Source organism: Streptomyces uncialis, assembly GCF_036250755.1.
In the GTDB taxonomy this organism is placed as follows: domain Bacteria; phylum Actinomycetota; class Actinomycetes; order Streptomycetales; family Streptomycetaceae; genus Streptomyces; species Streptomyces uncialis.
On the sequence record NZ_CP109583.1, the window covers coordinates 136,285 to 150,836 of the forward strand.

11 protein-coding genes are annotated in these 14,552 nt (G+C 73.3%); 6 read left to right on the plus strand and 5 right to left on the minus strand.

All coding sequences use genetic code 11. The features are described 5' to 3' along the window. Positions 1-119 precede the first annotated feature (119 nt). Positions 120-1,916 (plus strand): PP2C family protein-serine/threonine phosphatase, encoded by a 1,797-nt coding sequence (locus OG711_RS00615; RefSeq protein ID WP_329558012.1) that lies wholly within the window; start codon positions 120-122, stop codon positions 1,914-1,916. Beyond that, entirely contained in the window at positions 1,913-2,380 is a 468-nt protein-coding gene (locus OG711_RS00620) for a response regulator (protein ID WP_073792597.1), read from the plus strand. The genes OG711_RS00615 and OG711_RS00620 overlap by 4 nt, the downstream gene beginning before the upstream one ends. On the opposite strand, the gene OG711_RS00625 is transcribed toward OG711_RS00620, so the two are convergent. Then, a complete protein-coding gene (locus tag OG711_RS00625) occupies positions 2,317-4,671 on the minus strand; it encodes an ATP-binding protein (protein WP_329558013.1) in 2,355 nt (784 codons plus the stop codon). The two genes, OG711_RS00620 and OG711_RS00625, sit on opposite strands and share 64 nt — an antisense overlap. A 445-nt stretch (positions 4,672-5,116) precedes the next feature. Between OG711_RS00625 and OG711_RS00630 the strand changes: the two genes are divergently transcribed. Beyond that, complete coding sequence (locus OG711_RS00630; protein WP_329558014.1) at positions 5,117-6,202, plus strand: NAD(P)/FAD-dependent oxidoreductase; 1,086 nt, start codon at positions 5,117-5,119, stop codon at positions 6,200-6,202. Positions 6,203-6,349: 147 nt separating this feature from the next. On the opposite strand, the gene OG711_RS00635 is transcribed toward OG711_RS00630, so the two are convergent. Further along, positions 6,350-6,817 (minus strand): MarR family winged helix-turn-helix transcriptional regulator, encoded by a 468-nt coding sequence (locus OG711_RS00635; RefSeq protein ID WP_073792594.1) that lies wholly within the window; start codon positions 6,815-6,817, stop codon positions 6,350-6,352. Between the two features lie 151 nt (positions 6,818-6,968). Here OG711_RS00635 and OG711_RS00640 point away from each other — a divergent pair, with 151 nt between their 5' ends. Further along, positions 6,969-8,117 (plus strand): winged helix DNA-binding domain-containing protein, encoded by a 1,149-nt coding sequence (locus tag OG711_RS00640; RefSeq protein ID WP_266504083.1) that lies wholly within the window; start codon positions 6,969-6,971, stop codon positions 8,115-8,117. Positions 8,118-8,394: 277 nt separating this feature from the next. Further along, complete coding sequence (locus OG711_RS00645) at positions 8,395-9,786, plus strand: cellulose binding domain-containing protein (RefSeq protein ID WP_329558015.1); 1,392 nt, start codon at positions 8,395-8,397, stop codon at positions 9,784-9,786. Positions 9,787-9,881: 95 nt separating this feature from the next. Here the strand turns inward: OG711_RS00645 and OG711_RS00650 are convergent, their stop codons facing one another. Further along, a complete protein-coding gene (locus OG711_RS00650) occupies positions 9,882-11,822 on the minus strand; it encodes an HtaA domain-containing protein (protein ID WP_329563539.1) in 1,941 nt (646 codons plus the stop codon). A 322-nt stretch (positions 11,823-12,144) separates the two neighbouring features. On the opposite strand from OG711_RS00650, the gene OG711_RS00655 reads away from it, so the two are divergent. Next, positions 12,145-12,870, plus strand: coding sequence for an SDR family oxidoreductase (locus OG711_RS00655; protein WP_073792591.1), 726 nt, complete (start codon positions 12,145-12,147; stop codon positions 12,868-12,870). Between the two features lie 135 nt (positions 12,871-13,005). Here the strand turns inward: OG711_RS00655 and OG711_RS00660 are convergent, their stop codons facing one another. Together OG711_RS00660 and OG711_RS00665 are read right to left on the minus strand one after the other, a co-directional pair. Then, entirely contained in the window at positions 13,006-13,581 is a 576-nt protein-coding gene (locus OG711_RS00660; RefSeq protein WP_073792590.1) for a hypothetical protein, read from the minus strand. A gap of 240 nt (positions 13,582-13,821) precedes the next feature. After that, complete coding sequence (locus OG711_RS00665; protein WP_329558016.1) at positions 13,822-14,505, minus strand: lysophospholipid acyltransferase family protein; 684 nt, start codon at positions 14,503-14,505, stop codon at positions 13,822-13,824. Positions 14,506-14,552: the final 47 nt, after the last annotated feature.

Below are 14,552 nucleotides of genomic sequence, written 5' to 3' on the forward strand. Positions count from 1 at the left end.
TGTCCGGGAGCACTGGTGAAGGGCGTTCCGGCATGGCATTCTCCCGTTCTGCTCGTGCCGGGGGGCCGTCCCGGCCGGGCCCGCGGCACGGGGACACGGAACGGGTGAGGAGCACAGTGATGCCGGAGAGCGTCTCCGCCGCCGGTTCGGCGGACACCGTCTGGTCGGCCCGTCTGCACGAGCTGTGGCGGGCCGCGCAGGACATCGATGACGTGGCGCAGATGTCGCGCTATGTGTACGGGCTGATGCTCGCGGAGCCGGGGGTCGTGGCCGTCGCCGGTACCCGGTGGAACGGCCGCGCTCTCACGTACGTGCGTTCCGCCGTGCCCGGGCAGCCCACGCGGACGACCGTGGCGCCGCCCTCCGGCGGCGCCGTCGCGGGACCCGGCCGGGTATCGCCGCCACCGGGCGGTGCCGGTACGGCGGGCAGCTCTCTCACCGTGTTCACCCATGATCTGACGGTGTCCGGCGAGGACTTCGATCCCGAGCGGGCCGTGCTGGCCGGGGCAGGGGCCGGGTACGCGGTGGAGTGCAGATTCGGTCTGGGGGGTTCCGACTGGGCCGCGTTCTCCGTCGGCGTGGCCGACCGGGCCGCGGCGGACCCGGGGCTGGTGCTGCGGCTGAGCCAGCTGTCCGAGGTGCTCGTGGCGAGCAATCAGCGGATAGTCGAGTACCGCGCGCATGAGCGGCGGCAGACCGAGGACGCCTTCCTCGCGGAGGCGTCGCTCCAGATGGATTCGAGTCTGGACGTGCAGGAGACGCTGGGCCGGGTGGCCCGGCTGGCGGTGCCCGCGGTGGCGGAGGGCTGTGTGGTGCATCTCTTCCAGCCGGACGGGGCGCTCGTCCCGGTCGCCTCGGCCCATGTGGCCGCGGAGGCGCAGCCGTGGTTGTCGCGGGTGTCCGGCGACGATCCCTGGTTCGCCGAGTTCCTCCGGCTGGCGCTGGAGAAGCGCGAGAGTGTGGTGCAGGAGTGCGGGGCCTTCACGGAAGGGCCGTTCGGTCCGCGCGCCGAGGGGTTCGGCGGCCGGGTCCGGGCACTGAGCGTGAGCCCGTTGAGCGCGCGCGGCAAGGCGCTCGGGACGCTGACGTTCATCTATCACCGGCGCAGCGACGAGGTGGCGGGTCTGCGGGTTCTCGACGACCTGGCGCGCCGCGCCGCCCTGGCCATCGACACCACGACGGCCTATGAGCAGCGGCGCCGTCATGTGGAGCAGCTTCAGCACCATCTGCTGCCCGGGGCGCTGCCCGACTGGCCGGGGCTCGAACTCGGTGCGGCCTATCAGGTCGCCGACTCGTCGCTGGAGGTGGGCGGCGACTTCTACGACGCGGTGGTCCGTGCGGACGGCGGGCTCGCCCTGTTCGTCGGGGACGTGTGCGGGCGGGGTGCGGAGGCCGCCGCGCTGACGGGTCTGGCGCGGCACACCCTGCGGACCTTGCTGGAGGACGGGACCGCGCCCGCGCCGGCGTTGAAGCGGTTGAACGCGACTCTCGCGGCGCAGTCGGCGACGCGGTTCGTCACGGCGCTGGTGGCCGTTCTCACCCATGACGGCGACGGGTGTCTGATGGAGGTGGCGTCGGCGGGTCATCCGCGGCCTTTGGTCCAGCGGGCGGACGGGGGGACGGAGGATGTCGCGGTGGGCGGGATGCTGCTGGGTGTCGTCCCGGAGATCGTCGCGGAGCCGGTCGCGGTGCGGCTCGGCCCCGGGGATACGGTGGTGATGTTCACCGACGGTCTCACCGAGGCCCGTTCCGAGGAGGGTGTGATGTTCGAGGGTCTCCTGCCGGACGCCGTGCGTCGGTGCGGGCCGTCGTCGGGGGACATGGCCGAGCGGCTGATCGCGATGGCCTCGGACTTCCGTACCACGGGCGACGACGACATCGCCGTGCTGGTGGCGCATGTGAAGGGAACCCGGTGAACCCCGGGCCCGGCGCTCGTCGGATCGACCACGGCAGTGTCCTGGTGGTGGAGGACTCCCATGAGGACGCGGAGGCGATCGAGCGGGCGCTCTCGCGGACGCATCCCGAGCTGCGGCTGGAGTTCGCGGCGCGGGGCGACGGGGTGGTGCCGGACCTCGTCGCGCGGGACGAGCTGCCCGGTCTGATCCTGCTGGATCTGAACATGCCCGGGATCAGCGGGCACGCCCTGCTCGCGGCGATCCGGGCCCGGCGTGAGCTGGCGGAGGTGAGGGTCGTGGTGTTCACCTCGTCGACGGAGCCCGCGGAGGTCGAGGCGTGTTACGCGGCGGGCGCGGACACGTATGTGTACAAGCCGGTGAACTTCACACTGTTCCGGACGGTGCTCAAGGGCGCGGTCGACTACTGGCAGGCGTCCCGCTCCGGGGCGCCGGGCGCGAGTGGTGACGGGCCCAGTGTGAAGTAGAACGCGGTCCCCTCACCGGGTGCGCTCTCCAGCCACAGCCGTCCGCCGTGGCGCTCGACGACACGTTTGACGACGGCGAGTCCCACGCCGGTGCCGCCGCTGTGTTCGGTCGGACCGTGCAGACGGCGGAACAGGTCGAACACCTCGGCCTGCCGTTCCGGTGGGATCCCGATCCCGTTGTCCCGTACGACGACGGCCGTGGCGGTGGCGTTCGGGGCGCCGGGGGCCGACGGGTCCGGCTCCACGGCGATCTCCACCCAGCGGTCGGGGCCGTCCCCGGCGTACTTGGCTGCGTTGACCAGCAGATTGACGAGGACTTCGTGCAGCCGGTCGGCGTCGGCCCGCAGTCGGGGCAGCGGCCGGCGCACCACCCGTACCCCCTGTTCGGCCAGCCTCGGGCCCGCGACCTCCAGGGCGGAGTCGAGGACGGTGTCGAGGTCCAGTTCCGCGACGCGCAGCCCGGCGCGGCCGAGTCTGGCGTAGTCGAGGAGGGAGTTGAGGAGGCCGTCCATGCGGCCGGCGAGCCGTTGCATGGTGCGCAGCCGCCGCAGGGTTGTCGCGTCGAGGTCGGCGGCGGCGTCCTCGATCACGAAGGTCGCGGAGTTGGAGATGCCGCGCAGTGGTTCCTTGAGGTCGTGGGCGGCGGCGTGGGCGAAGGAGTCCAGGTCGTGGTTGGTCATCCGCAGCTGGTCGTTGAGCGCGCGCAGCGCGTCGGCGTGCCGGAGCACCAGGTCGGTCAGCAGCCGCCACAGTTCACGTGCCGTCGCGTGGTCGTGCGCGGTCCAGGGGAGGCTGCGTCCGCGGACCGTCGCGCGGAACACGGCCCCCGATCCCCGGGGGGTGAGGCGTTCGCCGCGGGGGCCGACCTGTACGGGTGCGGAGGGGTCGGCCGCCCAGCGGCGGGGCAGCGGGCGTTCGCGGCGGGACCAGGCGAGGAAGTCGCCGGAGGGGTTCAGCGGCACCATGAGCACTCCGGCGGTGATGTCGTCCTCGGGTCGGGCCGTCCGGTACTCGGGGTGCTCCGCCAGTCGGTCCGTCGCCCGGAGGGAGCCGGGCCGGCTTCGGGCGCCCTGGTCGCCGAGGGCCTCGACGAGTGCGGCGGGGAGCCGGTCGCCGTCGGTGACGACCCGGCCGCCGCGCTTCAGGGTCAGGCCGTCGGCGCCGAGCAGGTCACGGACCGCTCCGCCGTGTTCGGCGAGCCGTTGCTCCAGTCCGCCGTCCAGGAGCGCGGCGACCTCGGCGGTGCGGCGCCCGGACCCGGCGAGGGCGTCGGCGCGCTCGCGTTCCCCTATCGCGGCGAGTTGCAGGGAGAACGCCGCGCCGAACATCTCGCAGGCGGACCGGGTCTCGGGGGCCATGCGCAGCGGACCGGCACCGTGGCAGGCGATCAGTCCCCACAGCCGTCCTTCCGTCAGGACGGACACCGACATCGAGGACCGGACGCCGATGTTGCGCAGGTACTCCAGATGGAATCCGGACACCGTGCGCAGGGCGGCCTGCGACAGATCGAGGGCGGTGCCGGTCGCCGCTCTGGTGGGCGGGTGCAGCCGGACGGTGGTGTCGTCGACGTCGCCGATCACCCGGATCCAGTTCTCCCGGTACAGGCGTCTGGCCTGCGGTGGGATGTCGGTGGCGGGGAACCACAGCCCCAGCCATGGCTCCCAGCCCTCGGTGACGTCCTCCGCGAGGACCTCACCGGGCCCGTCCTCGCCGTCGAAGCGGTAGGCGACGACCCGGTCGTAGCCGGTGAGGGCCCGGACCTCGCGGACCGCGATCCGGCAGCAGTCGGCGACCGTGGCGGCCGACCGCAGCCTGGCCAGTGCCCTGCGGACGCCCTGGTAGAAGCCGGAGAAGGTGAACTCCTCCCCGCCTTCCCTGGGCTCGAACTCCAGCACGAGCAGGCCGTCCTGGCGGTGCGCGGAGAGGTCGAAGTGCCCGCGTCGGGGGGCGGCGCCCGCGTGGACGGGGAGAGCGGCCGGCAGATGTTCGGCACCGTCGGTGGCCTCGACGGCCTCGGTCCAGTCGGCGGCGGCCAGGACCCGGGTGACCGGGGTGCCGACGAGGTCCTCGGCGTCGGTGCCGAGCACCTCGCGGGTGTTCTCGGCGGCCACCTCGACGAGTCCGGTGTCCGGGTCGACGGCGACCAGGGTCCCGTAGGACTGGATGCCACCGAGCAGGTGGATCGGTTCACGGACGCATTCCGACAGGTCGAAGCCACCGGGCACCACCTGCTCGGCGGCCCGCGCCCGCTCGGAGAGCCAACCGTCCTCGACCACTGTTCCGCCTCTCACCGTGCGACCGGCACGGTGAGGGTCCGCGCCGCCGGGGTCATCCTGCCATCCGGGCGGCGGGGGTCCGAGGCGCCACCTCGGGGTCGGGCACCGCCGCCGGGCGGACGCTTGCCGGGGGCGCCCCCCGGTCGGGCCGGGGACGCACGCGCCGCTCCCGGCCCGGGAAGGGACCGCGGCTACGGGCGACCCCCTTCCAGCGGGTGGCGCCGCGGGCGAGGTTCCGCGACGTCAAGGGAGACGTCGGACGGGCCTCGCCGGGCGCTACAGCGAGGGCCGCAACGCTCCCTGGGGGCGGGTGTATCGGCCCAGCCCCGCCGAGGGTGGTCTGGCGTTACGGCGTGCCGCCGCGACCGACCCCGGCGACGGCAGCACCCACTTGTAGTTCGCGTTGCGAACTAATACAGTTCGTGACACGAACTACATCGTGTGACGAGGAGTGGGAACCATGGGTCGTACCGTCGTGGTCGTCGGCGGAGGTTACGGGGGGTCAGCGGTCGCGAAGGCGCTGGACGAGGAGACCGATGTGGTGCTCATCGAGCCGAGGGACGCCTTCGTCCATGCCGCCGGGGCCTTACGCGCACTGGTCCGACCGGACTGGGCGGACAACATCTTCTTTCCGTACGACGCGCTGCTCAAGCGCGGTACCGTCCTGCGCGAGCGGGCCGTGTCGGTGGACCCGGACGGGGTGACCCTCGCCTCCGGCGAGCGCGTCGGCGCCGACCATCTGGTTCTCGCCTCCGGCTCCGGGTACCCGTTCCCGGCCAAGACGGACACCGACTCGACCGGGGAGGCGCTGGCGCGGCTGCGGGCCACGCACCAGGAACTCGCGGGCGCCGGGCGGGTGCTGATCGAGGGGGCCGGTCCGGTCGGGCTGGAGCTGGCCGGTGAGATCAAGGCGGTCTGGCCGGACAAGCGGGTGACCGTCGTCGACCCGGGGGAACAGCTGGTGCCCGGCTTCGGATCGGGGATGCGCGCCGAACTGCGCCGTCAGCTCGGCGCGCTGGGTGTCGAACTGCGGCTCGGCACCACCCTCACGACCAGGCCGCCGACCGGGCCCGGCCTGGCGCGGAGCTTCACCGTCGGCACCTCCGGCGGCGAGCTCCAGGCCGACATCTGGTTCCGCTGCCACGGCGTGCGGATCGACACCGGGTACCTCGGTCCCGCGCTGGCCGGGGCGCGGACCTCACGGGGGCTGATCCGGGTGACGGAGTCGTTGCGCGTCGACGGCCACCGGCACGTCCACGCGATCGGCGACATCACCGATCTCGCCGAGGCGAAGATGGCCGCGCACGCGGTGCGGCACGCCGATGTCGTGGCGCGGAACATCCTCTCCCAGCTGCGGGGCGAAGAGCCCTCCGCCGTCTACCGGCCGTCACCGGTGGGCTCGATCCTGATCCCGCTGGGACCGGAACTCGGCACCGGCCAGGCGTCCTCGCCCGAAGGGGCGACGGTGCTGAGCACGGAGACGGTCGTCCGGTACAAGGGCGCGGACCTGGCCACGGGCCGGTTCGCGGAACTGTTCGGTGTCTGACCGGCGCTGTCCGGCCGGGTCCCGGCTCCCGGGCCGGTCCGGTGTCCGACCCGCCGGCCTGGCACCGGGCGCCCGGGAGCCGGAACGTGCGGGCGGCGGCGCCGGGTACCGGCAACGCCAGGACGCGCCGCGACGCGCCGAGACGCGTCAGGACACGTGGACGTGCGCGGGCAGCGGGGGCGCTTCCTCCGTCGCCGGGAAGACGAGCGGAACCTTGTTGTCCCGCACGATCCGGGCGAGCAGTTCCGCGAGGCCGGTCCGTTCGGCGTCGGTGAGAGCGGCCGGAAGCGCCTCGATCCGCGAGGTGGTGCCTTCGTGGAACCGCTGGGCGACGTCCCGGCCCTCCTCCGTGAGGGCGACCAGGACGGCGCGCGCGTCGCCCTGGCACGGCTCCCGGCGCACCAGACCGCGCCGGGCGGTACGGTCCACCAGGCCCGTCAGGCTCGACTTCGCCAGCCCGAGGGTCGTACCCAGCTCGCTCATACCGTAGGGCCGCGCGATGAGCACGCACACGAGCTGGCCCTGCTGCGGGGTGAGCCCGAGAACGCGCGCCGACTCGGCGTACACGGCGTTCACCAGGAACGAGGAACGCACCAGAGCGGTCACGACACCCATCTGCTCACCCTCGGCTCTCATACGGCCAGGGTACGGCAGCAGAGGCGAACACCACCCCTGCGAGCGGTGCGTGGACGGCTCCGGGGGCGCCTGCGGCCCGGCTTCGCGACCGCGGGTTCCGCGCGGTCCGGCGGGAGGTCAGAATCGCGGTATGAAGATCACCGCACGCGCGCTCAACCGCGCCGCACTGGCCCGGCAATCGCTGCTCGGCCGCGAATCGCTCGACGTCGTGGACGCGGTGCGACGGGTGGTCGCGCTCCAGGCACAGCAGCCGGCCGCCCCGTACATCGCCCTGTGGAACAGGCTGAGCGGCTTCGATCCCACGGACCTCGACGCGGCCTTCGCCGGGCACCGGACGGTCAAGGCGACACTGATGCGGCTCACCCTGCACGCGGTCGACGCGGCGGACTACGCGTCGTTCCGCGCGGCGATGGAACCGGCGCTGCGCGGCGCACGGCTCGGTGACGTGCTCTTCCGGGCGTCCGGGCTCACCGCCGTGGAGACGGACGCGCTGGTCGCGCATCTGCTGGAGCACGCCGACCGGCCGCGGACCGCCGCCGAACTCGGCGGCCTCATAGCGAAGCGGATGGGCGCGCCGATGGATTCCGGGGCCCTGCGGATGCTCCGGGCGTGCGCACCGCTGTGGCACTCCCCCACGGGCGGGCCGTGGTCGTTCGGGACCCGGCCGTCGTACATCGCGGCGGTCGCACGGCCGGGGGCCGCGGACCCCGATGCCGCCGCGGCGGGTCTGCGGACCTTGATCCACCGGTATCTGGAGGGCTTCGGTCCCGCGTCGGTCGCGGACATGGCGCAGTTCGCGGTGCTCCCGCGGACCCGGGTCAGAGGGGCGGTGGAGTCGCTCGCCGACGAGCTGGAGCGGCTGGAGGGGCCGGACGGCACGGTCCTGTACGACGTCCGTGGCGCGCTCCGCCCGGACGAGGACGTTCCGGCGCCGCCCAGGCTGATGGCGATGTGGGACAGCGTGCTGCTGGCCTACGCGGACCGGGCGCGGGTCATCCCGCCCGCCTACCGCAGGCAGGTGATCCGGGTGAACGGTGATGTGCTGCCGACGCTGCTGGTCGACGGTCATGTCGCGGGCGTCTGGCGCGTGGTGGACGACGGGATCGAGGCGACGGCCTTCCATGCCCTGCCGGACCGGGTCTGGGAGGAACTGGGCGCGGAGGCCGGGTCGCTGGTCGCCTTCCTCGCCGCCCGTGACCCGAGGGCCTTCGGACGGTACGACCACTGGTGGGCCAAGGGGATTCCCGGCGCCGATGTACGGGTACTGCCCGGCGGTTGAGGGACGGGGCGGAGGGCGTCGAACGGGGAAAGGCGCGGACGAGGGGCCGGGTGTTCTTCGGTGGGATGTGCGGCCCCCGCCTTCGGCCGGTGGCCAAAGCGCGCGTAGGGGGCGGGGAAGCGGCCCCGGGAGGTCCGGCCGGATCGTGCTGGTGGGCGGGGTGTTCAGGATGTGATCACCCCGTATCGCGTTAGAGCGCCGTTCAGTACTCTCAACGGCTGTTGCCCGACGCATAGTTGGGTGACTCCCCGTCCCCTTGTCCGGGAGAGGCAGCGCCATGAGAAGAATCCCCCACAGACGGTCGCGTTCCCTCGCGGCCTGCGCGCTCACACTGGCACTCGGTGGTGCGCTCGCCGCGGTCCCCGCGGCCGCGAACGCCGCCGAGGGCCCGCTCGCCGTCCAGTACCGCACCAGCTCCTCCGGGGCCGCCGCCTCACAGGCCGCTCCCTGGCTGAAGGTCCGCAACACCGGGGCCGCCCCGGTGGCCCTCGGCACGGTGAAGCTGCGCTACTACTTCAAGGCCGACTCGGCGAACGCCGTGTACCGCTACTCCTGCGACTGGGCCGTCAAGGGCTGCGCCAACGTCACCGGGACGTTCGGTGCGCTCGCCACCCCCACGGCGACCGCCGACCGCTATCTGGAGATCGGGTTCACCGCCGCCGCGGGTTCCCTCGCCCCGGGCGCCGACTCGGGTGACATACAGGTGCGTTTCCACCGATCCGACTGGCAGGAGCTCGTACAGAGCGACGACCACTCCTTCGGCGCCGGGCAGAGCGCGTACAGCGACTGGACGAAGGTCACCGCGCGGGTGTCCGGCACGGTCGTGTGGGGGACGGAGCCCGGCGGTCCGGTGGTTCCGCCGCCTGGTCCGGTGCTGTTCGACGATTTCGACTACACGGCGCACAGCGATCCGCGGCTCGCGGCCAACGGCTGGTTCCTGCGGACGTACTCGGGCGGTCCCGGTGTCCCCGGCGCCACCTGGTCCCCGCAGAACATCAGCTTCGCCGCGGCGGACGGCAACTCCGTCATGAAGCTGGAGACCTCCACCTCGGGGACCGCGGCGAGCACCCGGCAGACCGAGATCGCCACCTCGGCGATGAAGTTCAGGAAGGGCACGTACGCGGCGCGGGTCAAGTTCAGCGACGCGCCGGCGCAGGGGCCCGACGGCGACCACGTCGTGCAGACGTTCTTCGCCATCAACGACCTCAAGGCGCCGATGGCCGACGACTACGCCGAGTACGACTTCGAGTACCTGCCCAACGGCGGCTGGGGCGAGACGTCGAACATCTTCTACACCACCTCGTGGGAGACGTACGACCCGAACACCGGGCAGGCCGTCAACCAGCACACGGTGGCCCGCAGCAGTCACGGCGGCTGGCGGGACCTCGTCGTCACCATCGACGACAACGACATCCGGTACTACGTCGACGGCACGCTGTTCAGCACGCACGGCGCCGCGTATCTCCCCGAGCGCCCGATGGTGATCGCTTTCAACCAGTGGCTGACGGACCTCACCGGTCAGACCTCCACCTCGCCGCGTACCTATGAGCAGCAGGTCGACTATGTGCTGCATGTCAAGGACCAGGTGCTGACCCCGGCCCAGGTCGCGGCGAAGGTGGGCGCGTACCGGACGGCGGGCCGGACGTTCGAGGACACCGTGACCCCGTGAGCGCCGGGCGGGCGTGAACGGCCGGACGGCCGGTCACCGGCGGGCGCGCGGGGCGCCTGCGGTGACCGGCCGCCGGTGTGACGGGTGGTGCGGGATCAGCGCACGTCGACCCGGTCGCTGGAGCTGGTGACGCCCAGCCGCGACGGGGTGGCCTTGAACTCGGCCTTCCAGGTGCCGTCCTTCTTGGCGGTGAAGCCCTTAGAGAACACGCCGCCGCTGTTGGTGCGCGCGGTGGACTGCTTGGTCCAGCTCCGGGCGCCGTCGGCCTTGAACAGGATGTCCACGGACGCGTTCGCGGTGTTCTTCCAGGTGCCGTCCAGGCTGCGCAGGGTGCCCTTGACGGTGATGGTGCGGCCCTTGCGGACCGGCTCCGGGCTCGCGTTGAAGCCGGAGACGGCGGTGCGCAGCTTGACGTCCACGTTGTCGCTGGAGCTGGTGGCCGCGGCGCGGTCGGCGGTCCCGGCGTAGCGGGCACGCCAGAGGCCGTCCTTGGTGACGGTGACCGACGCCGAGACGGCGCCCGCGCTGCTGGTGGTGGTCGTCGCCGCGCGGCTCCAGGTGCGGCTGCCGGCGGGCAGGGTCTCGATCACGACGGCGGTACGGGCCAGCGGGCGCCAGGTGTTGTCCGTCGAACCGGCGGTCTGGAGGGTGCCGGTCACCGTCAGCTTGCCGCCCTTGCCGACCGGCTCGGGACCGGCGTTGAGGGAGGTGATCCGGGTGGGGATCGCGGTGACGGTGAGGGTCGCGGCGGAGGTGGCCGTCTCACCGACGGCGTTGACGAACACGGCGCGGTAGCGGTGGGTGCTCTGGGCCGCGGTGGCCTTCACCGACAGGGTGGTGGAGGTGGCATCCGCGACGGTCTTCCAGGTCGCGCCCCGGTCGGTGCTGCGCTCCCAGCGGACCGAGTCGGAGCCGGTGGCCGCGGCGGTGAAGACGGCGTTGGCGCCCGAGCGGACGGTGGCGGACCTGGGCTGGGTGGTCACCGCGGCGGCGGAGCCGAACTGGAGCGGCTGGGCGACGTCCTGGGCGCGCGAGGGCATCCAGGTGCGGTCGGCGCCGTCGTGCGAGTTGAAGGTGGCGACGAAGCACGCGGTGACGCGGCAGTCCACGGGGGGCGGCGGAACGGCGCCGGCCGGGGTGAACTTCTCGGTGAGCTTCAGGGTCGAGGTGAAGGTGCCGTCGGCGCCGACCTGGCGGATGTAGGCGGCGTTGCCGAAGACGCCGGGGTAGGTGTCGCCGGGCAGGGCGACGGTCTGCGCGAGGTACACGCCGCGGCCGGGCCGGTAGCCCTTGCCGGTGACCGTGACCTCGGTCTCGGCGCCGAGGCCCTTCACCTGGCTGACCGTCAGGGTCGGGACGCTGACCTTGCCGCTGACCGCGAGGGGCTCCAGCGCGGAGCCGGCCGGGTACATGGGGGCGCCCCGGTAGGCGAAGATCTGCGAGCCCTCTTCGGTGAGGGTGCTCGTGATGCCGGTCCAGTCGATCGTGTCGCCGTCCAGGGCGCCGGCGGTCGCCGTCAGCTTGGCGAACGGCACATCGGCGGTGGTGACGGGGGCCTCACCGGCCACGAGGTCGGTGGTGACGTTCATGTAGAGCGTGCCCTCGCCGTCCTTGAGGACGATCCGGGGGCTGGCGAGGGTGATCGCGGTGATGCCGTGGTCGGGCACCGCGTAGGTCACCGAGCCGCCGAAGCGCACATCGGCGTCGCGCCCGGCGGGGTCCACCGAGCCGTGCTTGACGGGGTAGCCGATCAGACCGCCGGTCCCCTGGGTGGCACCGTCGGCGACGTTGACCGAGCCGCGCATCGCGAGGACGTAGTTGACCCAGGACGTCTTGAAGGCCCAGGCGGACTGTCCGGTGAGCAGGATGGGGGAGGACGCGGACGTGCTCCCTTCCTGTACCGCGGCAGCGGCGGCGGGTGCGGCGGTGACGACGCCCGGGGCGGCGGAGGCGGGAACGGCGAGGACACCGGTGCCCACCGACACGACGGTCAGTGCGGCGAGGGCGGCCAGACGGCGACTGCGGGGCATGGACATGCGCTGCATGTCTCCTTCGGGGAGGGAGCACGGCACGCCGATGGGCGGAGCCGTGCCCTGGTTTTCGGACACAGATAAGGGGGGAAGACCGGCTTCTCGGAGTGGGGGACCCGAAGTCGACTCCGATGATATTAGGTGAGCCTTACCTAAAATATCACCATGGGTGCCGAACGGTCCTCCGCCGCTTCCTGCGCGCGGCCCCTCCCGAGCCACTCCCCCGGGCGCCCCCGCCGGACGGATTCGATGTCCGCCGACCGCCGGTGTCCGGCGCTCCATGACGGTTCCCTGGTTCTCGTAACCACTGACGAGCAAGGGGATTTCCATGACGACGAGGGTTCTGGTGACCGGGGGCAGCCGGGGGATCGGCGCGGCGGTGGCGCTGCGGCTGGCCCGGGAGGGCGCCGATGTCGCGTTCACCTATGTCCGGGACGAGGACGCGGCGGCGAAGGTCGCCGCCGGGATCGGGGCGGCCGGGCGGCGCGGGATCGCGCTGCGCGCGGACGCGGCCGACGCGGACGCGGGCTCGGTCGTGGACCGGGCCGCGGATGCCTTGGGCGGGCTGGACGTCCTGGTGAACAACGCGGGTGCGGGTCTGATCGCGCCGCTGGAGTCGTTGACGCCGGCGGATGTGGACCGGGTGCTGGCCGTGAACGTGCGGGCGGTCTTCCTCACCTCGCAGGCGGCCGCCGCGCGGATGGAACGCGGTGGGCGCCTCATCGCCATCGGCAGTTGCATGACCCAGCGGGTGCCCGGTCCGGGCGGGACGCTGTACGCGATGAGCAAGTCGGCGCTGATCGGACTCACCAAGGCGCTCGCGCGGGAGTTGGGGCCGCGCGGGATCACCGCCAATGTGGTCCACCCGGGTCCGGTGGACACCGACATGAATCCGGCGGACGGTCCGTACGCGGCGGCTCAGCGGGCGTTCACGGCGCTCGGCCGTCACGGCCGTCCGGAGGAGGTGGCGTCGATGGTGGCCTGTCTGGCCGGGGCGGACGCGTCGTTCGTGACGGGCGCGGAGTTCTCGGTGGACGGCGGCCACGCGGCCTGACCGGCCCGGCCCCGGGGCGGCGCCGCACCCGCGTGTGCCGCCCCGGTACGCCGTCCGGGAGCGCCCGCGCCCGTACTCCGCGCGGGGCGCGGGAGGTCCCGGGCCCGTGCGGGGCGCACCCTCGTGATCCCCCGTTCAGCGCCGGAAGCTGTACTGGGTGAGACGGCTGCGCGCCTCACTCTCGGTCAGTCCGAGGGCCTTTCCGATCGTCTCCCACGACAGGTCGTCCGCCTGGGCGCCGTGGGCGGCGTCCCGGCCGACCCGCCGGGTGGTGCGTTCCAGCGCGGCCACCGCGCGCAGCGCCGCCAGCGGGGCCTCCGCGCACAGGGCGTGCAACTGCTCCTCCACCGCGTCCAGCAGTTCCTCCAGCACGACGGGCAGCGGCACCGAGCGCGACTCGACCTCGTCGATGTGCCGGGACCAGTCGTCGTAGGCGCCCGACGAGTCGAGGTCCGGGTCCCGGCCCGGCTGCCGGGGCAGTACGACGGGGTAGTCACCGGCGCCCCGCCAGCCGCAGGAGCAGCGGCCCCGAACCCGTGCGGCGCGCGGTCTGCCGTACCGGCCGTCGTAGACCCACCACTCGGTGGTCTCCTGGACATGGGAACCGCTGCCCATGTCGATGTACACGGGCCCCGGCTCGGTGCCGTCCGCCAGCACCACGCCCACTCTGCCCTCGTGGGACGACCCGAACTCCTCGGTCTGCCACCCCATCAGCGTTCCCCCTGTCTCGGTCCGGGTTCTCCCGGGTTCGACCGGACTCGGCCGGCCCCGCCCCCGGGCGCCGCACCGCGCGGCGGTTCCCGGACACGGGTCCTTGTCCCGAGCATGCCCGAGGGCGGGGGGCGGGCGGCGGGAAAACGTCCGTACCGGTCCGAATCCCGGCGCGTGGCTGGGAAACGTGCCTGGCGCACGGGGTTCGGCGCGGGCGCGCGCGACGGTGAACGCGCCCTCTCACGCCGTCTGTTCGGCGGGGACCGGGGCCGGGGGGACGGATTCGCCGGTGCGGGACGCGGCGGTGCGCCAGCAGTCGGTGACCGCGCGCCGGACCAGCGTCAGGGCCTCGTCGCGGTCGGCGGGGAGCTGGAACGGCGCGCCGACGTGGACGTGCAGGGCGGGGCGGCGCAGCGGGGCGGTGAGCAGACCGGCGAGTTGCTTGGCCCCGCCACCGGAGACCAGACGGCGTGATCCGGCCTGACCGAGAGGGACGACGGGGGCGCCGGTGGCGGTGGCGAGGCGCCACACCCCGCTGCGGAAGGGGCCGGGGGCCGTCTCCCGCGGGTCGCGGCGGACCGGAAGGCCGCCTTCCGGGTAGAGGAGGACGATCCCTCCGGCGGCGAGGGCCGCGGCGGCCCCGTCGAGGGCCTCGGCGGCGCGGGGGCCGCCTCGGTGGACGGGGACGAAGCCCTCGCGGGTGAGCGCGGCGCCCAGCAGCGGTATGCGCCAGAGTCCGGCCGTGGCGAGGACGGTGGGCCGGACCCCGAGGCGGTGGAGCGCGGCGAGGACGACCGCCGGGTCGCTGAGGGAGGTGTGGTTGGCGACGATGACGCTGCCCGGCCGGGGTGCGGTGCCGGTGTCGGTCGTGACCGTCAGGCTCCCCAGCGCGGGGACCACTGCACCGGCGATTCGGCTGAGCATGAGCGGGGCCTCCCTGATCGTGTGTGCCCTCATCGTCCCGGGGGAGG